An 18,685-nucleotide genomic window follows, 5' to 3' on the forward strand; every position below is an offset into this window, starting at 1 on the left:
TCCTTAATGAATTTTGCTGCCCAGGGTGACTACACCGTCCGCACGTTCGCGGCCAAGCCAACTGGTCCAGCCGAGGCGACAGACGTTTTGGCCGCCAATACGCAGCTCGCGGATTTCTTGCTGACGCAGGACCAGGCGAATGTCGTAGTCCATGGGGTCGCGCAGGGTGAACCTGACCAACGCGCAGAGGGGCTGGTAACCAAAGCCGATGGGCAGGAATTCATGGAAGCGCTGCCAGTCAAGCTGACGGATATGGATGCGGAACTTGCCGCTGCGATCGCGTACATGCTCACCCAGCACCAGGTCTTCACCCAAAAAGCTGTTGGCGCGGCCCATGCGGTTGCGTTGCTCTTGAAGGATGGCTACCCGGCGCTCGATACACTGCTCGATCACAAGGTCGGCATGCTTGAAGTAATAACGCAGCACGGCCTCGATCAACGCTGCGGAGTGGGCACGCAGGCTGAGCAGGCCCAAGTAGGGCAGCAGGCGCTTCCAGTTCAGCTCTTCGGCCTTGCGGATTTCTTCACCGCCCAATCCGATCAGGGCAAACAATTGCGCTGAGAACGGGTCAAGCGCGCCGCTGACGAAACGAGTGCTGTAGCGGTATTTGCTCCAGATTGGCAACATCAACCGCTGCAATCGGTGATGAAACAGATCGAGGAAATTGCGCGTCGGGTTGCCGTCTTCGTTATCACCCAGGGCCTGTTCACCGTAAAACGCTGGCAACGGCGAGCCGGAACCGAACAGGCCGATCAAGTTGAAGCGCAAGCGTGCTCGCATGTCCCCCTGCTCTTCGAAAAACTCCACCCGATCGACATCACTGCCCGGAAAACCCAGGCTCGGGTTGGCTTGAAACTCCAGCTGATCGTAAAGATCTTCTGCGCTCAATTGCGGGTGGGCTTCGCGCAACCGGTCCAGCACCAACAATACGGCCTGGAACAGTGAATACTCGCGGATGCCCCGTGTCAGGCCGCTCAAAGCAGGGGCTGCAGCCCCATTCGTGGTGTCCATTGGTACACCTCTCCCTGTGTGCTTTTCACCCGCAACTCGTGATAGGAGTTGAGGCTGGCGTAGAGTGCAAAGAACTCATTGAGGACCGAGGCGAAGACAAACATGTCGCCTTCGCAAACGTAGCCCTGCGGATCGATGGTCAACTCGGTGCGCAAACCACGTACAGGCAAGCCCTTGTGCAGCCTGTCGACATGCTCATGGCGGACCGACTTGAGCCCATCCAGCAGTCGCCTGCTGACTTTTTCCAGGTGTTGGTCGTAGTAGCGTGGCAAGTCGTAGGTTTCGAGAATCACCTTGAGGGCATCGACGTTTGCCAGCGACAGATAGTTGAGCGACATGTTGCTGATCAGCTTCCACAAGAAGTCGCGGTTCAAAGGCGGCGCGTAGCTTGAGGTGGCTGGCGTAATGTTGCGAAAACTGAGGAACTCGGGGGTTTGCTCGCACGCCAGACTGATGTCACCCAACTTGAGGCGCCGCGGCAGATTCTGGTTGGTGCAGATCAACTCCATCGACAGCGTTTCATGGATGACGGTATTGCGAACACCGAAGCTCAGGTAGGTGTCCAGGCCGTCGTGCAGCATGGAAGGACGCTGGCGGACACTGTAATGCGGGCGGCTGTTCGGGACGTCAAAGCTTGGGTCATGTTCGAATGACTCAAACGGTACATAGGCCTGGTAACCCACACCACCGGGCATCCAGCCGGTTACGGTCTCCACCGAAAATACGCCGCAGCTTTCCAGGTCGTATCCAGCTGGCATTAACAAGTATTCGTCTTGCTTGCCATCGAGACGGATCGGTAGCGCATCTTGTTTAAACAGATTGACAATCGGCGTGCAGTAAAGCTTCACGTTGTCCAGCGTTGGCCGCAGGCGTTGTATGCCGCCCTTGCAAATATCGAAGCGTATCTCCAGGCCCTGAAGCTGCTTGAGCGTGTCTTGCGGCAACGACTGGAGTACATCCAGCCCCGTCAGATCGACGAACAAAAATTTGTCCTGGAAGGCAAAATACTCCTGTAAAAAGCGGTAGCCACGGAACGTGTTGAGCGGGTATGGAATCAACGCCTCCTCTTCGGCAAAACCCACCGGTTGCACACATTGACTGCGCAACGTATACGACACGTTCTTGCCACCCTCGCCCGTAAATGGCTTGCCATCGCTATCCAGCGGTACCAACTCGATACCTTCAAGGTTGCGCAGCAGGCTCAGGTAAAGCATCTGGCTGATATAACGATCACCCGCCAGGTGCAGGCGCAAACGGCTCAGGTGCAGCTCGCCAAGGTGGCCTTCGCAACTCATTTCAAGGCGCAGGCTGAGTAGCGCTCCATTGCCATTTACCGAGTAATTCAGCGCGGTAAGATCCAGGGGCAGGACCTCAGTGGGGTAACAGGTGCGAAATCGGCAATGCACCCCATCGATAGGTAAACTTTCGACCGGCGTATCACGCTCAACACGTTGCGCCGGTCCGCATTGGTTGAGGGGTTCAAACTGCAAAACGCTGAACGCTGGCAACGGCCGCATGTAGTTCGGCCACAGCAAATGCATCAACGAATGGCTCAACTCCGGGAGTTCGTCGTCGAGCTTCTGGCGAAGACGCCCCGTAAGAAAAGCGAAACCTTCGAGCAAGCGCTCCACATCCGGGTCTCGCCCAGCCTGGCCGAGAAAAGGTGCCAACGCCGGGCTTCGCTCGGCAAAACGCCGACCTAGCTGGCGTAAAGCGGTAAGTTCGCTTTGATAGTAGTGATTGAAGGACACCGGGGTTCCCTGCGGTTCGTGTTCAAGAGGGCTGCTAGCCCTTGGCAACAGCCCTAACGCCTTGAGGATCTGACTGCTGTCGAAGTCGATTCAGCCGACCTTGACTTGCCCGCCACCATCGAGTCGTGCTGTGAAGTTGACCAGACGCTTGAAGCCATCAACCTCCAGCAAACCCTCGATACTGAAGAACAGGCGAAGCTGATCGTGATCTCGTGGCAACGGAACAACTCGCACATTGCTCAGCCGCGGCTCATAGGCCTCGATGAAACTCTCGATCGCAGATCGAGCTTGGCTCAGGGCATCGTGCAGGCTCAGGCGCATGTCATTGAGATCGGGCAACCCGTAATCGGAAAGCGTTTGTACACTGCCCGCTCGAGTGCCAAGCATCTTCGAAAGATGGGCAGCCACCGAAGCCGTCGCGGACTCCTCGCGACTCCAGCCAACTCGCTTTTGCGCTTCGCCACCCAGGCGTTCGAAAAGGCTGCCGTATCCAGACATGCACTAACTCCGCTTACTCTTTGTCCAGCTTGCCAACCAGCGACAGGGTGAAATCGGCCCCCATGTATTTGAAGTGCGGGCGCACGTTCAAACTGACGCGATACCACCCTGGTTCACCTTCAACATCGGCGACGATAATTTCGGCCGCGCGCAGCGGACGACGACCACGGACTTCGGCGCTAGGATTTTCCTGGTCAGCCACGTACTGGCGGATCCACTTGTTGAGTTCCAGCTCAAGGTCAGTGCGCTCTTTCCACGAACCCAACTGCTCGCGCTGGAGCACCTTCAAGTAGTGGGCCAGTCGATTGACGATCATCATGTAAGGCAACTGGGTGCCGAGTTTGTAGTTCAACTCTGCAGTCTTGCCCTCTTCGCTGATACCGAAAAACTTGGGCTTCTGCACCGAACTGGCAGAAAAGAATGCTGCGTTGTCGGAGCCTTTGCGCATGGTCAGGGAAATGAAACCTTCCTCGGCCAGTTCGTATTCACGACGGTCGGACACCAGCACTTCCGTAGGAATCTTGGTTTCGATTTCACCCATGCTTTCGAAATGGTGCAACGGCAAGTCTTCAACTGCACCACCGCTCTGCGGGCCGATGATGTTCGGGCACCAACGAAATTTGGCGAAGCTATCGGTCAGTTTGGTACCAAACGCATAGGCGGTATTGCCCCACAGGTAATGCTCGTGGCTGTTGGCAACGGTTTCCTTGTAGACGAAGGATTTGACCGGGTTATCTTCTGGATCGTACGGATTGCGCAGCAGGAATCGCGGCACGGTCAAGCCGATGTAGCGTGAGTCTTCTGATTGGCGAAAGCTTTGCCATTTTGCAAATTGCGGCCCTTCGAAGTGATCTTTCAGATCCTTGAGGTCCGGCAGTCCGGCAAAGCTTTCAAGGCCAAAGAAATTTGGCCCCGCAGCAGCGATGAATGGGGCGTGGGACATGCAAGCGACGCTTGAGACATACTGCATCAGCTTCACATCAGGTGCGCTGGGCGACACGAAATAGTTGGCTATAATCGCGCCAACCGGCTGACCACCGAACTGACCGTACTCGGCTGTATAGACGTGCTTGTACAGACCGGCCTGCATGACTTCCGGAGAGTCTTCAAAGTCATCCAGCAAGTCCTGCTTGGACACGTTGAGGATTTCGATCTTGATGTTTTCACGAAAGTTGGTGCGATCAACCAGCAATTGCAACCCGCGCCACGCGGACTCCAGCGCCTGGAAGTCTGGATGATGGAGGATTTCGTCCACCTGCTGGCTTAGCTTTGCATCGATCTCGGCGATCATCCGATCAACCATCGCCTTCTTGACCGGCTCGCCACTGTTGTGTGGTTTGAGCAACTCTTCGATAAAAGCTGACACCCCACGCTTGGCAATGTCGTAGGCCTCGTCATCCGGCGTCAGACGAGTTTCGGCGATGATGCTGTCGAGGATGCTGTATTCGCTATTCTGGTTGCCTTTTTGCTGCGTTACGCTAGTGCTCATTGTCAGGGTTTCCTTGGCGGATAGGGGCTCATGCTTTCGGGGCTGCGGCGTTCAAGCCCAGCTCACCAAGAACGCGGCCGCGCGATTCGTCGTCGACGAGCACCGCTTCAATTGCTTTACGAAATGCAGGGGCATTACCCAACGGGCCTTTGAGCGCTACCAGCGCGTCGCGTAACTCCATCAGCTTTTTCAATTCGGGTACTTGCTCGACCAGGCTGGCTGGGTTGAAGTCCTTCATTGAGTTGACCCGCACGCTGACTGCCAGCTCTTCTGTGCTGCCTTCCTCCTGAAGGCGGTTTGCCACGCTGAGCGTGAGGCTTAACTCCTGCTTGGCGAGCACCTCGTCGAAGGTCATTTTGTCGATGCTGATCGGCTTGCGATCCTCTACCTTGCGTTCATCTGTACGCTGGGTGTAATCACCGATAGCCAGCAGCCTCAATGGCAGTTCTATCTCTTCCTGCGCTCCGCCTGTGGCGGGCTTGAAGGTGACGTTAATGCGTTCCTTTGGGGCTACCGAGCCTTCTTTGGCCATGGCTTTTCTCCGTGTGGTTGTTGACCCTGGGGTCTATTCGAGTACGACCTCGAGATCGAGGTGGCACAGCCTGCGGTAAATTTCTTCCCTGCGATCTCGCACCGCGTGGTTCTGCGGCAACAACTCACAGCAACTGTGTAGAAAGTGCAGCACTTCAAGTGCAAGTTCGGGCTCCCAGGCGTTCAAGCCCGAGCGATGAAGCTCCTGATCAAGGCTTTCGAACTGGGTCTTGGCGAGTTCGTACTTTTTCGCCACAAAGCACAGCCGGGCCATGCTGAGTTGCCAGAAGAACCGCTCTCGCCCTCCCTGGGCAGCTTGTAGACCGTACTTGAGCATTTGCACGGCAGCCTTCAAGCCGTCTCTTTGCAGAACGGGCATCACCTCTTCGAAGGCTTTTTCCCAGGCGGGCTGACTGGAGGTCACTTCAACCTTGCGTGGCGTGCTGGGGATTTGCAGATGGGACATGACATGGGCGCTGATCCAACGACGAGTTGCCGCGTCAGCAAACGGCACCCCATCGTGAAAGCTCAGCTCCAACAGCCCAGGCAGACGCTGCAGCAACAGGGCGAAGTGAAACTCCACTTCAACCATCGCCTGCTCGGCATTCAAGCCTTGCAGGCACTCCCAGGCCATGCGCTGGCCATCGAACCAGAACGGCGCAACAGCCAGACTGGCCTCAAGATCAACGAGCAGATCGGCGTATTGCCCATTTGCGTAACGCTGCGCATAGGCCTTGAGTTTGTCAGCAGGTAACCCGCGTAAGGCGGTAACTTGCTCAGCGTCACGGCCCGGAAGCGAATCGATGGGCAACCAGAGCATGAGCCGGCTCAAGCGCAAAGCGCGCGGATCGGTGGCCTTTTGCTTGAGCCACCAGGCACACAGAATGCGAGCGTTTTCCTGCAATGCCCGAAGACCCCTTTGGGCATCTTTCTCATTGTCGATGGGCGAACCGGGGATGAACAACTGGATTGCAACCTGCTGCACCTGAGCTACTACCGACGGAACAGCGCCAGATTCGGCCTGGTTGTCTGCAGTACGCTGGACCATACCTTTCAAGCGTCGGCAAAGGGGCAAAAGCAAAGGCGCTTCTTCAGCCAGATGCTCGGCAAGTATTACCTCAAGTCCTTGCAGGTACTCGACCATCAGCTCGAACAATGGCAGTTGTTCTTTTATCGGAATGTCATTGCCTAGCACCTGCTCAAGGCGCAATACCAGCCAACCAATAGCAGCCGAACGAGTGCGCAGTTTGGCAGGGTGTAGTTGCTGCCAGTGGCTGGCACACATAACATGCAACAGGCCAACACCCGCCAGCAGGCCCTGATAGGATTCGCGTTGATACAGCGCCCACGTCAACCAGGCAGCAACCCGCAGATCCTTGGACTGCGTTCGAAGCAACATCTCGCTGGCCTCCAGCACCTTGGCCCAATCTACTTGCCCACCCTCATGCATGGATTGCGCTTTGCCCAACTCGCTTTCCAATGCCTCGAACTCGCCCGAAAATCGGACATCCTCACCTGCAAAGCTTTGTTCGCAGATAGCCGCATTGGCGAGCTCAAGATAATGAGCAGACAACTTGCTTGAATAGGACATTGAGAAGTTTCGCTAGCGCAAATTATTAGACTTTTCAGGGCGATATGCGCCCAGAAAAATAAACTGGAAAATGCTTAAAATATTTGCAAATTTCTGTCAGCTCGAGCTTTGGACAGGAAGTTACACCCCGATGGAAATGACATCTATCAGACGCTTCCGGTAAACGAGTAGGAATGATCTTTGAGCAAAAACGCGTATGTGCTCATTAGTCTATTTACCGGATGGGCTTGCTACTCCTACCCTATTCGTATCTGATGACAGGCTCTACAAGGAGGTTGTCGATGCGCCATTTTGACTGGTTAAAAAATCACATGTCCCATTGCGATACATTTGCTCAATGGGTACATCATCAGTTTGAGTACGAGTTCAAAGACCAGCCGCTAGCAGACTGGCAGCAGGAATTTGCCGAAGGTCAAAGCAATGGCCAATGGCAATGCCTGATCGCCCTTGACCATAATCAACTGCTGGGAGGTGCTGCGCTCGCGGCCCACGATTTGTCCACCCGACCTGAACTTGGCCCCTGGCTTGCCTGTGTGTTCGTTACCCCTTCGGCAAGGGGCACTGGAATTGCCGAACAACTTATTGAATGCATTTATTCACACGCCCAGCACTGCGGAATTGAAAAACTCTATTTGCACACCAGCGATCAACACACTTATTACGCAAAGCGTGGATGGACGGTGGTCGAACAATTCAAGGCGTGGGACAAGACGCAATGGTTAATGTCGAGAATCGTTGGCTGATTGCGAATCAGGCCGGAAAAATACTGACTAACAACGCCATACACAAACTTAAAGGTTAATAACTCTCAACGGCACAACTCGGGCAAAGTCGACCAGCGTTGTAAAATAATAAATCACCTCGACAACGCAGGCAGCCTTCGGGATATTAACGCGGTAGCCATAGGTTTGAGTAGAATCTGATGGAGCTGCTCTTGTCGCACCCATTTACACGCAGCGATTTCGTGACCAGCAATTGCCTTGTCCTCGTCAGCCACCTGCGTCGTAAAGATGTAGTGCAACACACTGCCGACCTCCAGACTGCAGAGTTCAACCATTCCCGCGCAACCAATACAGGTTTCTTCGAACATTTCTCGTAGAGCAGCCTCACCTGGAGACTCTCCGGCTTCAATGGCTCCGCCGGGGAAATTCCATCGCCCACCTTTCTTTCGCACCAATAGAATCTTGCCACTGCGAAGGCAGATGATGGTTGCACGGGCTTTAAGTTTCCGATTTTTGGCAGTCATTCCACTCACGTATAAATTCAGCAGTGTCTTCTTTGGGAGATTGATTTCATCGCTGATGGTTCAATCACAAAGACTGCTTGGTCATGATGTCCGCTGGTCACTGCTGCGCGTTGAACCAAGCGCGATTGAGTTGGCTCAATAGTTAAAGCGCCATGGCGGAGCAAGATCATGAATGCCTATACCAAGCTTTCTCTCCTTGAGGCGCAAAAATTCGCGGCGCTGGATGCCTGGTTTGCACGTTATGATGACTGGAAGCTGCGAAGGGACTGCCCCAATAACTATCACGATGATCTGCTCCGGCAAGCGGACGAGATGGACCGACTTCGGCTCATCGGCTTTGTTGAGTGGCGAGAGTTACGTGTACTGGCAGACCAGGCTTTTTTGCGCTCCGTAGCGGGAGGGGATTTTCCAGTCAATCAGTCCGCCGCGCTGGTATTTCGGTGATGCCTCTGCAGCGTTGCTGTGATAGCACCGAGACACGAAGCACATTATTTACCTTGGGCGGGCTGATGGCGTTTAAAATGATCTCGCTTAGTAGAACGTTTCAGTTCTTTTGAATAACAGGGATTTTGCAATGAAATCGATTCCGGGGCGCCCTCAGTCCTTGCCTCAACGGGAAGGTGTTACGCCAAGCCAGTTAGCCTTCCCAGTTATCGGAATCGGTGCGTCTGCGGGTGGCCTTGGCGCACTCAAGACGTTTTTTGAGCAAATGCCCGCCGACAGTGGCATGGCATTCGTCATCGTCCTGCACCTTTCACCCGATCATGAAAGTGTTGCTGACCAGATACTGCAAGACTGCACTTCGATGCCGGTGCGACAGGTGAATGACCCCTGCCCTATCGAGCGTAACCACGTTTACGTGATTTCTCCTGCCAGCCAGTTATCCATGAATGACGGCTATTTGCGGGTCATCCCCACAAATCGGCCCGTGGGCCATCATGTGGCGATTGACCTGTTCTTCCGAGACTTGGCAGATGTGCACAAGGAGCACGCTTTCTGCATCGTGCTATCAGGCTCTGGCAGCGACGGTGCCGTCGGGTTGTCTCGAATCAAAGAGCAAGGTGGCGTTACCCTGGTTCAAACACCGTCGGATGCAGAATTCGATGGTATGCCACAGGCGGCTATCGCCACACGTATGGTCGATGTGGTTTTACCTGTCGCTGAGATTCCGCAAAAAATACTCGAGCTCTGGCGCAATTCGCAAAGCATTAAACTTCCGGCGCCGCATGATATGCACCTGCCCTCGGATACGCCCGAACGAGAGCGCGCGGCGGCAGAGCAAACGCTGCAAGACATTCTCTTGCTGCTGCGAAACCGCACCGGCCATGACTTCAAGCATTACAAACGTGCCACAGTGCTCAGGCGTATCGAACGTCGCCTGCAAGTAACGGCACAACCCGACCTGCCCGCCTATTTAAGCTACCTGGAGAACAACCCCGAAGAAGCCAGCAATTTGCTCGGTGACATGCTGATTGGAGTCACCAATTTCTTCCGTGACCGCGAAGCATTCGAGGCACTTGAGCGACACGTACTGACTTCATTGATGAGCGGCGAACTGGAGAAGCCCAAACGCGACGAGGTGCGGATCTGGTCGGCGGGCTGCTCTACCGGTGAAGAAGCGTATAGCTTGACCATCTTGTGCACTGAGCACCAAAAACTGGAAGCGCACCCCGTGAAGGTTCAGGTGTTCGCCACGGATATCGATGAGCGGGCGATTGCTACCGGGCGCGCTGGACATTACCCCGAAGCCATTATCACGGATGTGCCGCCGACACGCCTGCGCCAATACTTCTTCAAGGAAGGCGAGCGTTTCAAGGTACGTAAAGAGATCCGCGAAAAAGTCTTGTTTGCCAATCACAGCCTGCTTTGCGATCCACCTTTTTCTCAGATAGATCTGATCGTCTGCCGCAATCTGCTGATTTATCTGGAGCGGGAGATTCAACGGGACATCCTGCAGATGTTCCACTTTGCCCTTCGCCCAGGGGGATACTTGTTTCTCGGCACATCTGAATCTGCAGATGCCTGTCCCGATTTATTCACGCCCGTGGATAAGCGAAACCGGATTTTCCGGGCGAAAGCTGTTTCTGCAAACAGGCGAACACCAACGATGCCGCGGGGCGGTTTCAGCTCCTTCAACATGTCCGTTCCTCCGCCGGTAGCGCAGGTAACGCGAAAAGTCGCCTACGCTGACATTCACCAGCGCGCACTTGAACAACGATTGCCACCGAGCCTGATTGTCGATGCCAACGCGGACATCCTGCACATGAGTGAAGGGGCCGGGCGCTTCTTGCGCCACATAGGCGGTGAGATGAGTCGAAATGTCCTGGGCCTGGTGATGCCGCAATTGCGTCTGGAGCTGAGAACGACGCTGTTCCAGGCTCAGCAAAGCGGCAAAGCGACGATGTCGAGAAAAGTCAGAATAGAAGACCCGCAAGGGGACTACTGGATCGACATCATGGTGCAGCCTTACAAGGATGAACCCTCAGAGCAGGATGTCCGACTGATCGTCTTCGGCATTTCACAATTGGGAACCGAACTGGGTATCGGCGAGCTGAGCCAGCAAACGGAGAACCAGGTACTTTCCAGCCTGGAGAGTGAACTGCAACGTACCAAGTTGCACTTGCAGGAAACGATTGAACACTCGGAATCCTCCAGTGAAGAGCTCAAGGCTTCCAATGAGGAAATGCACGCTATCAACGAAGAGCTACGCTCGGCCACAGAGGAACTCGAAACCAGCAAGGAAGAACTGCAATCGATCAATGAAGAGCTGCTGACTGTCAATTACGAGCTAAAAACCAAGGTTGAAGAAACAGATAAGATAAATGACTATCTGGCCAACCTGATTGCCTCCACTGATATCGCCACCGTGTTTGTTGACCGCAACATGCATATTCGTTGGTTCACGCCGCGAGCGACTGAAATTTTCAGCATGTTGCCCGTCGATACAGGTCGCTCACTACTGGATATCACCCACCGCTTGAATTACCCGCAGTTGGCGGACGATGCCGCCTCGGTTTTCGAATCCCTCAGCATGATGGAACGGGAAGTCAACAGCAGCGACCAGCGCTGGTACATCGCGAGGCTGCTGCCCTACCGCTCTAGCGAAAGCCACATTGACGGCACCGTGCTGACGTTCATCGACATAACCAAGCGCCGCGAAGTCGAAGAAGATTTGCGCCTAGGGCAAGAGCGCATGCGATTAGTGGCGGAAAGCACCCACGATTTCGCAATAATCATTCTGGATGAGCAAGGCCTGATCACTGATTGGAATACCGGCGCCGAATTGATCTTCGGCTACAAGAGCACAGAAGTCTTGGGCATCTACTACGACCTGCTGTTTTCGCCCGAAGATCGCAAAGCCGGCGTACCCGAAAGCGAATTGCGCCAAGCCCGTGAGCAGGGTCGCGGTGAGGACGAGCGCTGGCATGTACGCAAGGACGGCAGTCGCTTCTATTGCAGCGGCGAAGTAACCCTGCTGCGCGCGGAAACCGATATGGGCTATGTAAAAATTGCCCGAGACTTGACCGGTCACAAGCGACTTCACGAAGAACAAAGCAAAAAGCTGGCAGAGAACCAAGTCACGAGCCACATGAAGGACGAGTTCTTTGCCGTCATGTCGCATGAGCTGAAGCACCCCTTGAACTTGATCCAGCTAAATACCGAGATACTCCGACGACTGCCATCCGTGCGAGGTGCCGAGAAGGCAAGTAAAGCCGCCGCCACCATCAGCGAGGCCGTCATTAGCCAGGCGCGCATCATTGATGATCTTCTAGACGTCGCCCGTATTCGTACCGGCAAGCTGAAGCTCAAGACGCGTTTACTTGATCTAGCGAACATCGTGCGCGACATCCACGCGGTAGCCGCTGAAGAGTATCCGAATGCCGAGATAACGCTTGATGTTCCCTCATCGGGCGTCTCGGTACCTGTTGACGGGGATCCTACACGTCTAGAACAGGTCATCTGGAATCTGTTGCATAACGCACTGAAATTCACCCAGGGTAATGCTCGCATTCAGATTGTCCTCAGCATGGCCGAGGATCTGGCTCGACTCGATATCATCGATAACGGCATCGGCATTGCTGCGTCTGATATCGAACAGGTTTTCGATCTGTTCAGCCAAGCCAAGCCAAGAACGGGCAACCACCAACGCGATGGGTTGGGCATCGGTTTGTCCTTGGTACGCCAACTTGTTCAGACCCATAAGGGTTCAGTCAGCGTCAAATCTGCGGGCTTGGGACACGGCTGTACATTTACCGTGCTGTTACCGCTGTCGGAGCAGTCCTTTGACGACAACCCAGATGAGCAAAAGCGCGAGCAGAAAGGTCGTCTCAAGGGGCTCAAGGTGTTGCTGGTGGATGATTCCTTGGAAATCATCGAAGTAATGCGCATTTTGCTAGAGATGGAAGACGCGATGGTCAACTCGTTTTCCGACCCACGACTTGCTTTGGAAAACGCCACTCAAGAGCATTACGACATCATTCTTTCAGACATTGGCATGCCGGTCATGGATGGTCACGAACTCATCCGATCATTACGGCAAACCAAGCTGCATAAATTTACACCTGCAATAGCACTCACCGGCTACGGTGTCGCCGCGCAAGCGCAAAAGGCCAAGGACGCCGGCTTCGATCGACACTTAAGCAAACCGGTGCAATACGAAGAACTGGTAGAAAACATCGAATCGCTGTGTAGCGCCATGCTCACTGGAGCCTGAGTGAAAGGGGGTGCGCCCTGCACCTCCTGCGCTGTTTCACGCTGCGCTCACAGGCAGCTATCCCAGCACATTGATCCCTAATAGAGCGGCAAGCTCGCTCATCTGATCACGGCTGACCTTCACGCCATCCAAATTAACCGTTCTGATATCGAGGTCGCCGAGCGCCGAGTCGGTCAAGTCGCAACCGGTAAAGTCTGCAGATCGCCAGTCAAACGAACTGAACTCACCGCCGGAAAGGTCCGATCCGGCAAAGCTGGCGCCCATTACATTGGCACCGGTCCAGCGGTTGTCCCACAGTTCGCACTTTTCAAGATTTACCTTGGAAAAATTGGCATAGGCCAAATTGCTCTTATTGATATAGGCACTGCAGAACCAGGACTTGCTGGAAATAACATTCATGAAGCTCGCACTGCTGAAGTCCGCACCTTGAGCCTTGCATTCGCTAATCTCAAGCCCGAGCGCACTGGCAAAATTGAAAACGCACACCGAGATATCACAACGCTTGAAGGAGGCGCCTTTCAATTTGGCGCTACGAAAATTGCACCCTACCTGACGATCTCGATCATAGAAGCTGCAATCCACGAACTGTGTTTCCGACAGGTCGGTTCTGGAAAAATCGCAATCAAGAAAAGTGATACCGCTTACGATTCGGCCAGTGAATTCGTTCACACCGATTCGTTTATTTTCAACCATCTGTGGTTCCATAACGCATTCCTGAACAGTCCCATCGCGGAGCGAATTTACCATCACCGCTTGAAAGCGTCAGCTTGGGTGTACAGAACGCAGCGTGTAGAACCGTTACTTTTGTAAGCGTCGCAATCGACAAGCCCGGCGCAACAAAGGTCAATCCGGTACCGACGTTCAAGCCGTTGACCAGGCAATGAATGCCAGGACGAACAAGCCAGGTTTGGGATTGAGTGCGGCCGAGAGGAAACCGGTTAGAAAAATACTGGACAGCGATTGCCGCGCAGTCGGCTGAAAGCTAGGGGCGGCTAGTTCGGTTGCTCATCAAGCACAGCATCGGCTTCCCCATCGGAGCGAAACTGACGGCCGCCCGCTGACTGAGGCTTACTGGAATAGCTTTCTGGGCATTCCTTAACCTGCCCTGCTGCTTTCAAAATCTTGTCACCATACCTGGAGCCGACTAATAAAATAGACTGCTCTGCGTTCTTCTCAACCAGCATGGCTGCACATTCGAAATCACATACTTCGTTGAATGTGAAGCAGACGTTCTGGTCTTTGAATCGGTAAAGGCTCGCTGGCCAATTCGAGCAATCATAAATTCCGAGCCCAGGACAGGAGTACTCTTCAACCTCACCTAAAGCGATGACTTTTGATCCGACCGCATCCTGGACAGAGTCCTGCGCAAGGGCTGGACCAAACGCAAAAGCAATAAGCAGAACTGTTGCTCTGAGCATCAGCGGATCTCGTACTGGTTTGAGTGAAATCAATTATTTAGGTTATCGACTTAAAGCTCCGAGTTAAATAATTTCACTTAGCCACCATCCCGACAAACCGTGAATTCCAAACCTAGCCAGTACGACAAAATCCTGGATGAACTGAATGGCGGCGCTTTGGAGCTTCTGCTTGGGAGGCGAGAGAGCTGACGGAAAATTAGCCCATCAAGATCAATCTAGAGCGCCATTGAGAACCTCGTAAATGATACCGGTAGCAATAGTTACCAAAATTAAATCGGTCCCAACTTGCTGCCACTCGTAGCCGTCGTAGCGAGGTAAATGCCCAAGAAGACGACCATCGAGCTTCTTTGCAATTCCGGGAGGCAGCGATTTTCCGCGTGCCAGGTTCTTCTGGATGCCTGGAGGCAACTCCGATCCAGGGCTCCAATAGTTGTGGTAACGACTAAGCACACTCAAAACGCTACCTCGATCGATGCTCGGGCCGTGATCCCCTTCGTTATGACCTGAGCTTTTTGCTTTTCCCCTTTGAGCTTCGTGACTTGAGGCGTTGTGAGCATTACCTTGCCCCTTGCCATTACCAGGGTCGGCGTAAGCACCAGCACAAGCCGCGATCAGGGCAGCGCTGGTGAGCATCGTTAACACTGTTTTCAACTGGGACATGAGCGTTCTCACCGGAAAAGGAACTCCCCACAAATGTAGACGACATTGATGGAGAGAAAGAGGTCAGTCGAGCGCGCGATTCATGTGTCATCTCTGGCGAGCAGGAAGTTGCGGCGTGAGAATAGACAACCGAACCGGCTATTACGAAGAATTGTCCTGGTGGAAGACAATTTTTGGGCGGATCGGTCGATCTTTCAAACCTATCGCCTAATGAAGACTCACTGTATCTGGACGCCGCTAGGTTTGTAATGTCTACGGGCCGCTGTAGTGTCTCAGCTGTATAACGCCAATTAAAAATCGGCTACAACCTCGCAGCGAGACGGATGGAATCGCTTGAGTACGACTGCGTCGTCTCAGGGCTGACGCCGATGGAAGCCGCCACCTGCTGACATCCGAGCAGCGAAACGTTGCGCGCGCCTCGCCTTCCAAAGCTGAAATAGAACGACAGCAATCGACACACCTGGCCGGCACCATGCGCAAAAAGCCCAACGCGGGGCGGGGCTCTCGAAACAAACTGCCGAATCTAACCGGAATAGGATGTCTCGAGAATCACCACCATCAGGAGCGCCTTCCCAAAATCAAAAATCGAAGGTCGCCTCCAACTCGATCAACCATTTGTCGTTACGGCCCCTTACATCTTCCAACTCGCCGTCCAAGTGCATATGTAACGAAGCTAACTCACGACTGCGATTCACACCCAAGGGGTCTAGGCGATCGATTAAGTACACGACAAAGGTACTGGCTAGCCCTGTCAACGCACCAACAATCACTGCAGAAACAATCGATCCTATGGCGCCCAAGCCCGGTATTGCCAGAATGTACTTCTCGATGATCTCTTCGAACGCAACTCCGCCAATCACCACTGCACCGGCAGACACCACCTTCAGCGCCTCGTGCGCCCCCTCACGCAATGTCATGCCTTGGGGTGGAAATGCCAACATCTTGATTGCCCGCAGCAAGGACATGAAGCCCTCACGGAACATGCGGATTGCGCGCTTCCCGGTGGTCTTCAGGGTGTTGAGAAAGACCGTGACCAAATTAGACAAAACACCTGCAACAAAGCCTGCTCCACCGGCGGCGAGAGCGGATTTCCACTGCTTGCCGACTCGGCTAGCTACTCGCTCCATTCGACTACGTAGCTCCGGCCATAATTTGTCGTGAATGGCCCCGTTTCGATAGAAATCCTTCAGTTCGTCGAAGGTGGCACTGAAAAACTCCACCAGCATTAGTCCAAAGGCTTGCTGAAAGGCCATTTTGCCGCCTTCCTTCAAGCTGGTTCCGATTACATCGTCGCGAAACTTATTGCCCTTGTAATACGCATCGCGCAGCTTCCCTTCATACTCCTCCCGCGCTGCCTTGTCTTTTGCTAGCAGACGCTCGGGATTATCTGCAATCGCCTGCTTCTGCTGGTTTAACTCCAGTTCACCTCGCTCACTCTTCGTCAACTCGGGCTTGGACTCAAGCTCTGCAATTCGAGCTCGACGCTTGGGACTTTCCTGTTGCAGTTGGGCGACGACGTCAACAGCCGCGCGCTGGCCCTTCGACTTATTGAAGCGCTCCATAGTCGGGTTGAGATTAGTAGGGGCATTGGCTAGATCTACACCGTCAAGACCCGCTAGAACACGCCCGGCATCCTCGTCAATTTCCTTGGCCGCGATCGTATGATCTAAATTGCGTGGGTCTAAGTTTTTATGCCTGAAAATTTCACCGGTATAGGCGTCTTCAAGACGACCTTCAGACTGCGCCTTGGTATCGAGAGCGTTCTTGTCTGTATACCTTTTGTCGCCGTGATAGTCGTCCGGGTTGTATTTCGGCTTCTTGGCATACTCCTGCCGCGCTTCGTCGGTGGCATAGACTTCTTGGCGGGCGTTGTGAATGGTATCTACGTTTCCACCCACCTTGTCGTACACCGCGAGTACTCGCCCAAGGCCAAAGGGAACGGCAACCGCTTGAAGTACTTCGCGACGGCTGTCGCTGAGCAACTGTTCGAAACGCTCCTGGGTAAAATTTTCGCTGAATACGCGAAGCGCTTCGTCCACATCTGCTTCGCACACCATTTTATCGATGTCCACAGACAGTGAACCAAACAATGAGTCGATCCGATGTTGATCAACTGGCTGTTGCCGCAACACTAACGCCTCTCCTGCATTCGGCAAGGCCACAAGTACCGGTTGTTCACGTAGTTGAGCCTGAAGTTGGCGACGCGCCTTGAACCGCTCGATTCGATCCGTCATGAAACTCTCCGTCAGGCGCTAGCGCGCAACTGTACCCAGTGGGCGAGGAATTGTTGCTCCGACTCGCTGACTTGCTCATCGAGGTAGATCACAAAGCGTACGATTTCCTGGAACAAGTCCTGCGCATCAGTACCCACTTTTTGCGCCATCGCAAAAGCATCCATAATAGTCGGCGGCTGCGCGATTAGTTCATCCAGCGCGTTTCTCACTTGGGGTGGAAGCCATTTAGCCCCCATACCCAAGAGTAACTCGTCAATCTGCTCCTGCTCCTCGCGGCTGACTTTTCCGTCGCACGCGGCACAGGCTTGGGCCACAGCCTGCATAGCAATAAGCATGCGAAAATAGTCGTCGTTGTCCTGGATTCGGGCGCCTGCTTTTTTCAAGGCCGCTTCGAAGCGCTTTTCGCGCTCCAAGCTCCGCACCTTCTCACGTGCTTCACCGCGCGACTCGGCGTCCATAATTTTGGCGCTTTCACGGGTTTTACGGGCCGCCCAGAACGCCCCCATTGATGTACCAAAACCACTGACGTAATCACGCGAAGCATCGAAGCTGCCACTGACAACATCACGAGTCGAACCATAAGCATCCGAGACAACGTCGACAACTACGTCGGTGGCACTAGAAACTGTATCTCGCGTGGCGTCGAAGGCATCCGAGACCACATCGACCACCCTGTCGGCCGCTTCGGACACTGTATCTCGCGACGAGCCATAGGCGTCCGACACCACGTCCGCCACCTTGTCTGCGGTCTCGACCACCGTATCGCGGGTTGCACCATACGCATCAACAACAACACCTGTAGCCGTGGAGACTGTCCCCACTGTGGCTTCATATGCCTCGGATACGTTTTCAACCACTTTGTCTGCAGCATGAGAAACCGTGTCGAAAATCCTTCGGAACATATACGCCAAGTCCTTTTCAGGCTTTAAGAGGACCCAATTCTCATTTTCGCCACGAATGATGTCAATATGCCTTACCACTTAGTGGGTCGCGTGCCCGATCGAGCCAAACCCCGCTAAACACGATGGTTTCTGATGGTCTGACGCGTTAGGCGTTGCTGTTCTGCTCGGCCCAGTTGGCGCGGAACTCTTCGCTCAAGGCAAATACTCCGACCTCGAGCTCATCGCCATCAATAGCAGTGGGGTGGCGAGCCAGGTAGTCGACGCGCTCACCGGCGAGGGCCTGCTGGCCGACGAGGTTTCACTGAAAGCACTGTTCGATGAATTCGTCGACCACCACTAGGAAAGTGCTGCTGAAGGTCAATGGGAGCGTCGGTAGATTCGCGTCGAAGAAGGCACGGCAGCGGACTCGCGTGGCCCGGTGTTGACGATCTTGAAGGGGAAAATCGAATGATGTCCCGAAAAAATCCCACACATGAAAAAGCCCAACCTGAAAAGATTGGGCTAATTCATTGAAAATAATGGTCGGGACGGAGTGATTCGAACACTCGACCCCTTGCACCCCATGCAAGTGCGCTACCGGGCTGCGCTACGCCCCGACTGGGCTTGAAGCAATTCCCCTAGTTGCTGAGAACGTTGAAGA

General features: G+C 54.1%; 15 protein-coding genes, 1 tRNA gene and 1 pseudogene. 3 read left to right on the forward strand and 14 right to left on the reverse strand.

The window, feature by feature from the left end; all coding sequences use genetic code 11:
• Window positions 1–3 precede the first annotated feature (3 nt).
• From tssG to tssA, 6 genes are all read right to left on the reverse strand, one after another.
• Window positions 4–1,011 carry a type VI secretion system baseplate subunit TssG gene (tssG, locus tag H8F21_RS26935; protein WP_203585689.1) on the reverse strand — a complete coding sequence of 336 codons (1,008 nt, stop codon included), beginning with the start codon at window positions 1,009–1,011 and terminating at the stop codon, window positions 4–6.
• On the reverse strand, window positions 975–2,762 hold the full coding sequence (gene tssF, locus H8F21_RS26940) for a type VI secretion system baseplate subunit TssF (RefSeq protein WP_203585690.1): 1,788 nt from the start codon (window positions 2,760–2,762) through the stop codon (window positions 975–977). Before tssF ends, tssG begins: the two co-directional genes overlap by 37 nt.
• A 90-nt stretch (window positions 2,763–2,852) precedes the next feature.
• The gene (gene tssE / locus H8F21_RS26945) at window positions 2,853–3,260 is read right to left on the reverse strand and encodes a type VI secretion system baseplate subunit TssE (protein ID WP_203543745.1); all 408 of its coding nucleotides are present in this window, start codon (window positions 3,258–3,260) and stop codon (window positions 2,853–2,855) included.
• A 13-nt stretch (window positions 3,261–3,273) separates the two neighbouring features.
• On the reverse strand, window positions 3,274–4,749 hold the full coding sequence (gene tssC / locus H8F21_RS26950) for a type VI secretion system contractile sheath large subunit (protein WP_203543744.1): 1,476 nt from the start codon (window positions 4,747–4,749) through the stop codon (window positions 3,274–3,276).
• Between the two features lie 28 nt (window positions 4,750–4,777).
• Window positions 4,778–5,281: a type VI secretion system contractile sheath small subunit gene (gene tssB / locus H8F21_RS26955; protein ID WP_203585691.1), complete on the reverse strand. Its 504-nt coding sequence runs from the start codon at window positions 5,279–5,281 to the stop codon at window positions 4,778–4,780.
• Between the two features lie 33 nt (window positions 5,282–5,314).
• Window positions 5,315–6,871, reverse strand: coding sequence for a type VI secretion system protein TssA (tssA, locus tag H8F21_RS26960; RefSeq protein WP_203585692.1), 1,557 nt, complete (start codon window positions 6,869–6,871; stop codon window positions 5,315–5,317).
• A 281-nt stretch (window positions 6,872–7,152) separates the two neighbouring features.
• Between tssA and H8F21_RS26965 the strand changes: the two genes are divergently transcribed.
• Window positions 7,153–7,614 carry a GNAT family N-acetyltransferase gene (locus tag H8F21_RS26965; RefSeq protein WP_203585693.1) on the forward strand — a complete coding sequence of 154 codons (462 nt, stop codon included), beginning with the start codon at window positions 7,153–7,155 and terminating at the stop codon, window positions 7,612–7,614.
• Window positions 7,615–7,727: 113 nt separating this feature from the next.
• On the opposite strand, the gene H8F21_RS26970 is transcribed toward H8F21_RS26965, so the two are convergent.
• Window positions 7,728–8,117, reverse strand: a complete 390-nt coding sequence (locus H8F21_RS26970; RefSeq protein ID WP_203585694.1) for an NUDIX hydrolase — start codon at window positions 8,115–8,117, stop codon at window positions 7,728–7,730.
• 168 nt (window positions 8,118–8,285) lie between these two features.
• Between H8F21_RS26970 and H8F21_RS26975 the strand changes: the two genes are divergently transcribed.
• Together H8F21_RS26975 and H8F21_RS26980 are read left to right on the forward strand one after the other, a co-directional pair.
• Window positions 8,286–8,561, forward strand: a complete 276-nt coding sequence (locus tag H8F21_RS26975) for a hypothetical protein (RefSeq protein WP_203585695.1) — start codon at window positions 8,286–8,288, stop codon at window positions 8,559–8,561.
• A gap of 130 nt (window positions 8,562–8,691) precedes the next feature.
• Window positions 8,692–12,831, forward strand: coding sequence for a CheR family methyltransferase (locus H8F21_RS26980; RefSeq protein ID WP_203585696.1), 4,140 nt, complete (start codon window positions 8,692–8,694; stop codon window positions 12,829–12,831).
• Window positions 12,832–12,888: 57 nt separating this feature from the next.
• Here H8F21_RS26980 and H8F21_RS26985 read toward each other — a convergent pair whose 3' ends face one another.
• The 7 genes and pseudogenes from H8F21_RS26985 to H8F21_RS27010 all read right to left on the reverse strand — a co-directional run bounded on the left by H8F21_RS26985 (window position 12,889) and on the right by H8F21_RS27010 (window position 18,641).
• Window positions 12,889–13,536, reverse strand: a complete 648-nt coding sequence (locus H8F21_RS26985) for a Qnr family pentapeptide repeat protein (RefSeq protein ID WP_203543737.1) — start codon at window positions 13,534–13,536, stop codon at window positions 12,889–12,891.
• A gap of 97 nt (window positions 13,537–13,633) precedes the next feature.
• A pseudogene (locus tag H8F21_RS29710) lies at window positions 13,634–13,815 on the reverse strand (LysE family translocator); the annotation flags it as partial.
• Window positions 13,816–13,823: 8 nt separating this feature from the next.
• Window positions 13,824–14,249 (reverse strand): hypothetical protein, encoded by a 426-nt coding sequence (locus H8F21_RS26990; RefSeq protein WP_203585697.1) that lies wholly within the window; start codon window positions 14,247–14,249, stop codon window positions 13,824–13,826.
• Between the two features lie 210 nt (window positions 14,250–14,459).
• On the reverse strand, window positions 14,460–14,909 hold the full coding sequence (locus H8F21_RS26995) for an anti-virulence regulator CigR family protein (protein WP_203585698.1): 450 nt from the start codon (window positions 14,907–14,909) through the stop codon (window positions 14,460–14,462).
• Between the two features lie 578 nt (window positions 14,910–15,487).
• Entirely contained in the window at window positions 15,488–17,143 is a 1,656-nt protein-coding gene (locus H8F21_RS27000) for a hypothetical protein (protein WP_203585699.1), read from the reverse strand.
• 11 nt (window positions 17,144–17,154) lie between these two features.
• Window positions 17,155–18,045, reverse strand: coding sequence for a hypothetical protein (locus H8F21_RS27005; RefSeq protein ID WP_203543733.1), 891 nt, complete (start codon window positions 18,043–18,045; stop codon window positions 17,155–17,157).
• Window positions 18,046–18,564: 519 nt separating this feature from the next.
• Window positions 18,565–18,641: transfer RNA gene (locus tag H8F21_RS27010), tRNA-Pro, on the reverse strand.
• Window positions 18,642–18,685 lie beyond the last annotated feature (44 nt).

This window comes from Pseudomonas arcuscaelestis (assembly GCF_016881005.1).
Taxonomy (GTDB): Bacteria; Pseudomonadota; Gammaproteobacteria; order Pseudomonadales; family Pseudomonadaceae; genus Aquipseudomonas; species Aquipseudomonas arcuscaelestis.

Excerpts from the sequence above, each read along its gene's own strand:
- tssG (WP_203585689.1), bottom strand. The coding sequence starts at position 1,011 with ATGGACACCACGAATGGGGCTGCAGCCCCTGCTTTGAGCGGCCTGACA.
- tssE (WP_203543745.1), bottom strand. The coding sequence starts at position 3,260 with ATGTCTGGATACGGCAGCCTTTTCGAACGCCTGGGTGGCGAAGCGCAA.
- tssC (WP_203543744.1), bottom strand. The coding sequence starts at position 4,749 with ATGAGCACTAGCGTAACGCAGCAAAAAGGCAACCAGAATAGCGAATAC.
- tssB (WP_203585691.1), bottom strand. The coding sequence starts at position 5,281 with ATGGCCAAAGAAGGCTCGGTAGCCCCAAAGGAACGCATTAACGTCACC.
- tssA (WP_203585692.1), bottom strand. The coding sequence starts at position 6,871 with ATGTCCTATTCAAGCAAGTTGTCTGCTCATTATCTTGAGCTCGCCAAT.
- H8F21_RS26965 (WP_203585693.1), top strand. The coding sequence starts at position 7,153 with ATGCGCCATTTTGACTGGTTAAAAAATCACATGTCCCATTGCGATACA.
- H8F21_RS26970 (WP_203585694.1), bottom strand. The coding sequence starts at position 8,117 with ATGACTGCCAAAAATCGGAAACTTAAAGCCCGTGCAACCATCATCTGC.
- H8F21_RS26975 (WP_203585695.1), top strand. The coding sequence starts at position 8,286 with ATGAATGCCTATACCAAGCTTTCTCTCCTTGAGGCGCAAAAATTCGCG.
- H8F21_RS26980 (WP_203585696.1), top strand. The coding sequence starts at position 8,692 with ATGAAATCGATTCCGGGGCGCCCTCAGTCCTTGCCTCAACGGGAAGGT.
- H8F21_RS26985 (WP_203543737.1), bottom strand. The coding sequence starts at position 13,536 with ATGGAACCACAGATGGTTGAAAATAAACGAATCGGTGTGAACGAATTC.
- H8F21_RS26990 (WP_203585697.1), bottom strand. The coding sequence starts at position 14,249 with ATGCTCAGAGCAACAGTTCTGCTTATTGCTTTTGCGTTTGGTCCAGCC.
- H8F21_RS26995 (WP_203585698.1), bottom strand. The coding sequence starts at position 14,909 with ATGTCCCAGTTGAAAACAGTGTTAACGATGCTCACCAGCGCTGCCCTG.
- H8F21_RS27000 (WP_203585699.1), bottom strand. The coding sequence starts at position 17,143 with ATGACGGATCGAATCGAGCGGTTCAAGGCGCGTCGCCAACTTCAGGCT.
- H8F21_RS27005 (WP_203543733.1), bottom strand. The coding sequence starts at position 18,045 with ATGTTCCGAAGGATTTTCGACACGGTTTCTCATGCTGCAGACAAAGTG.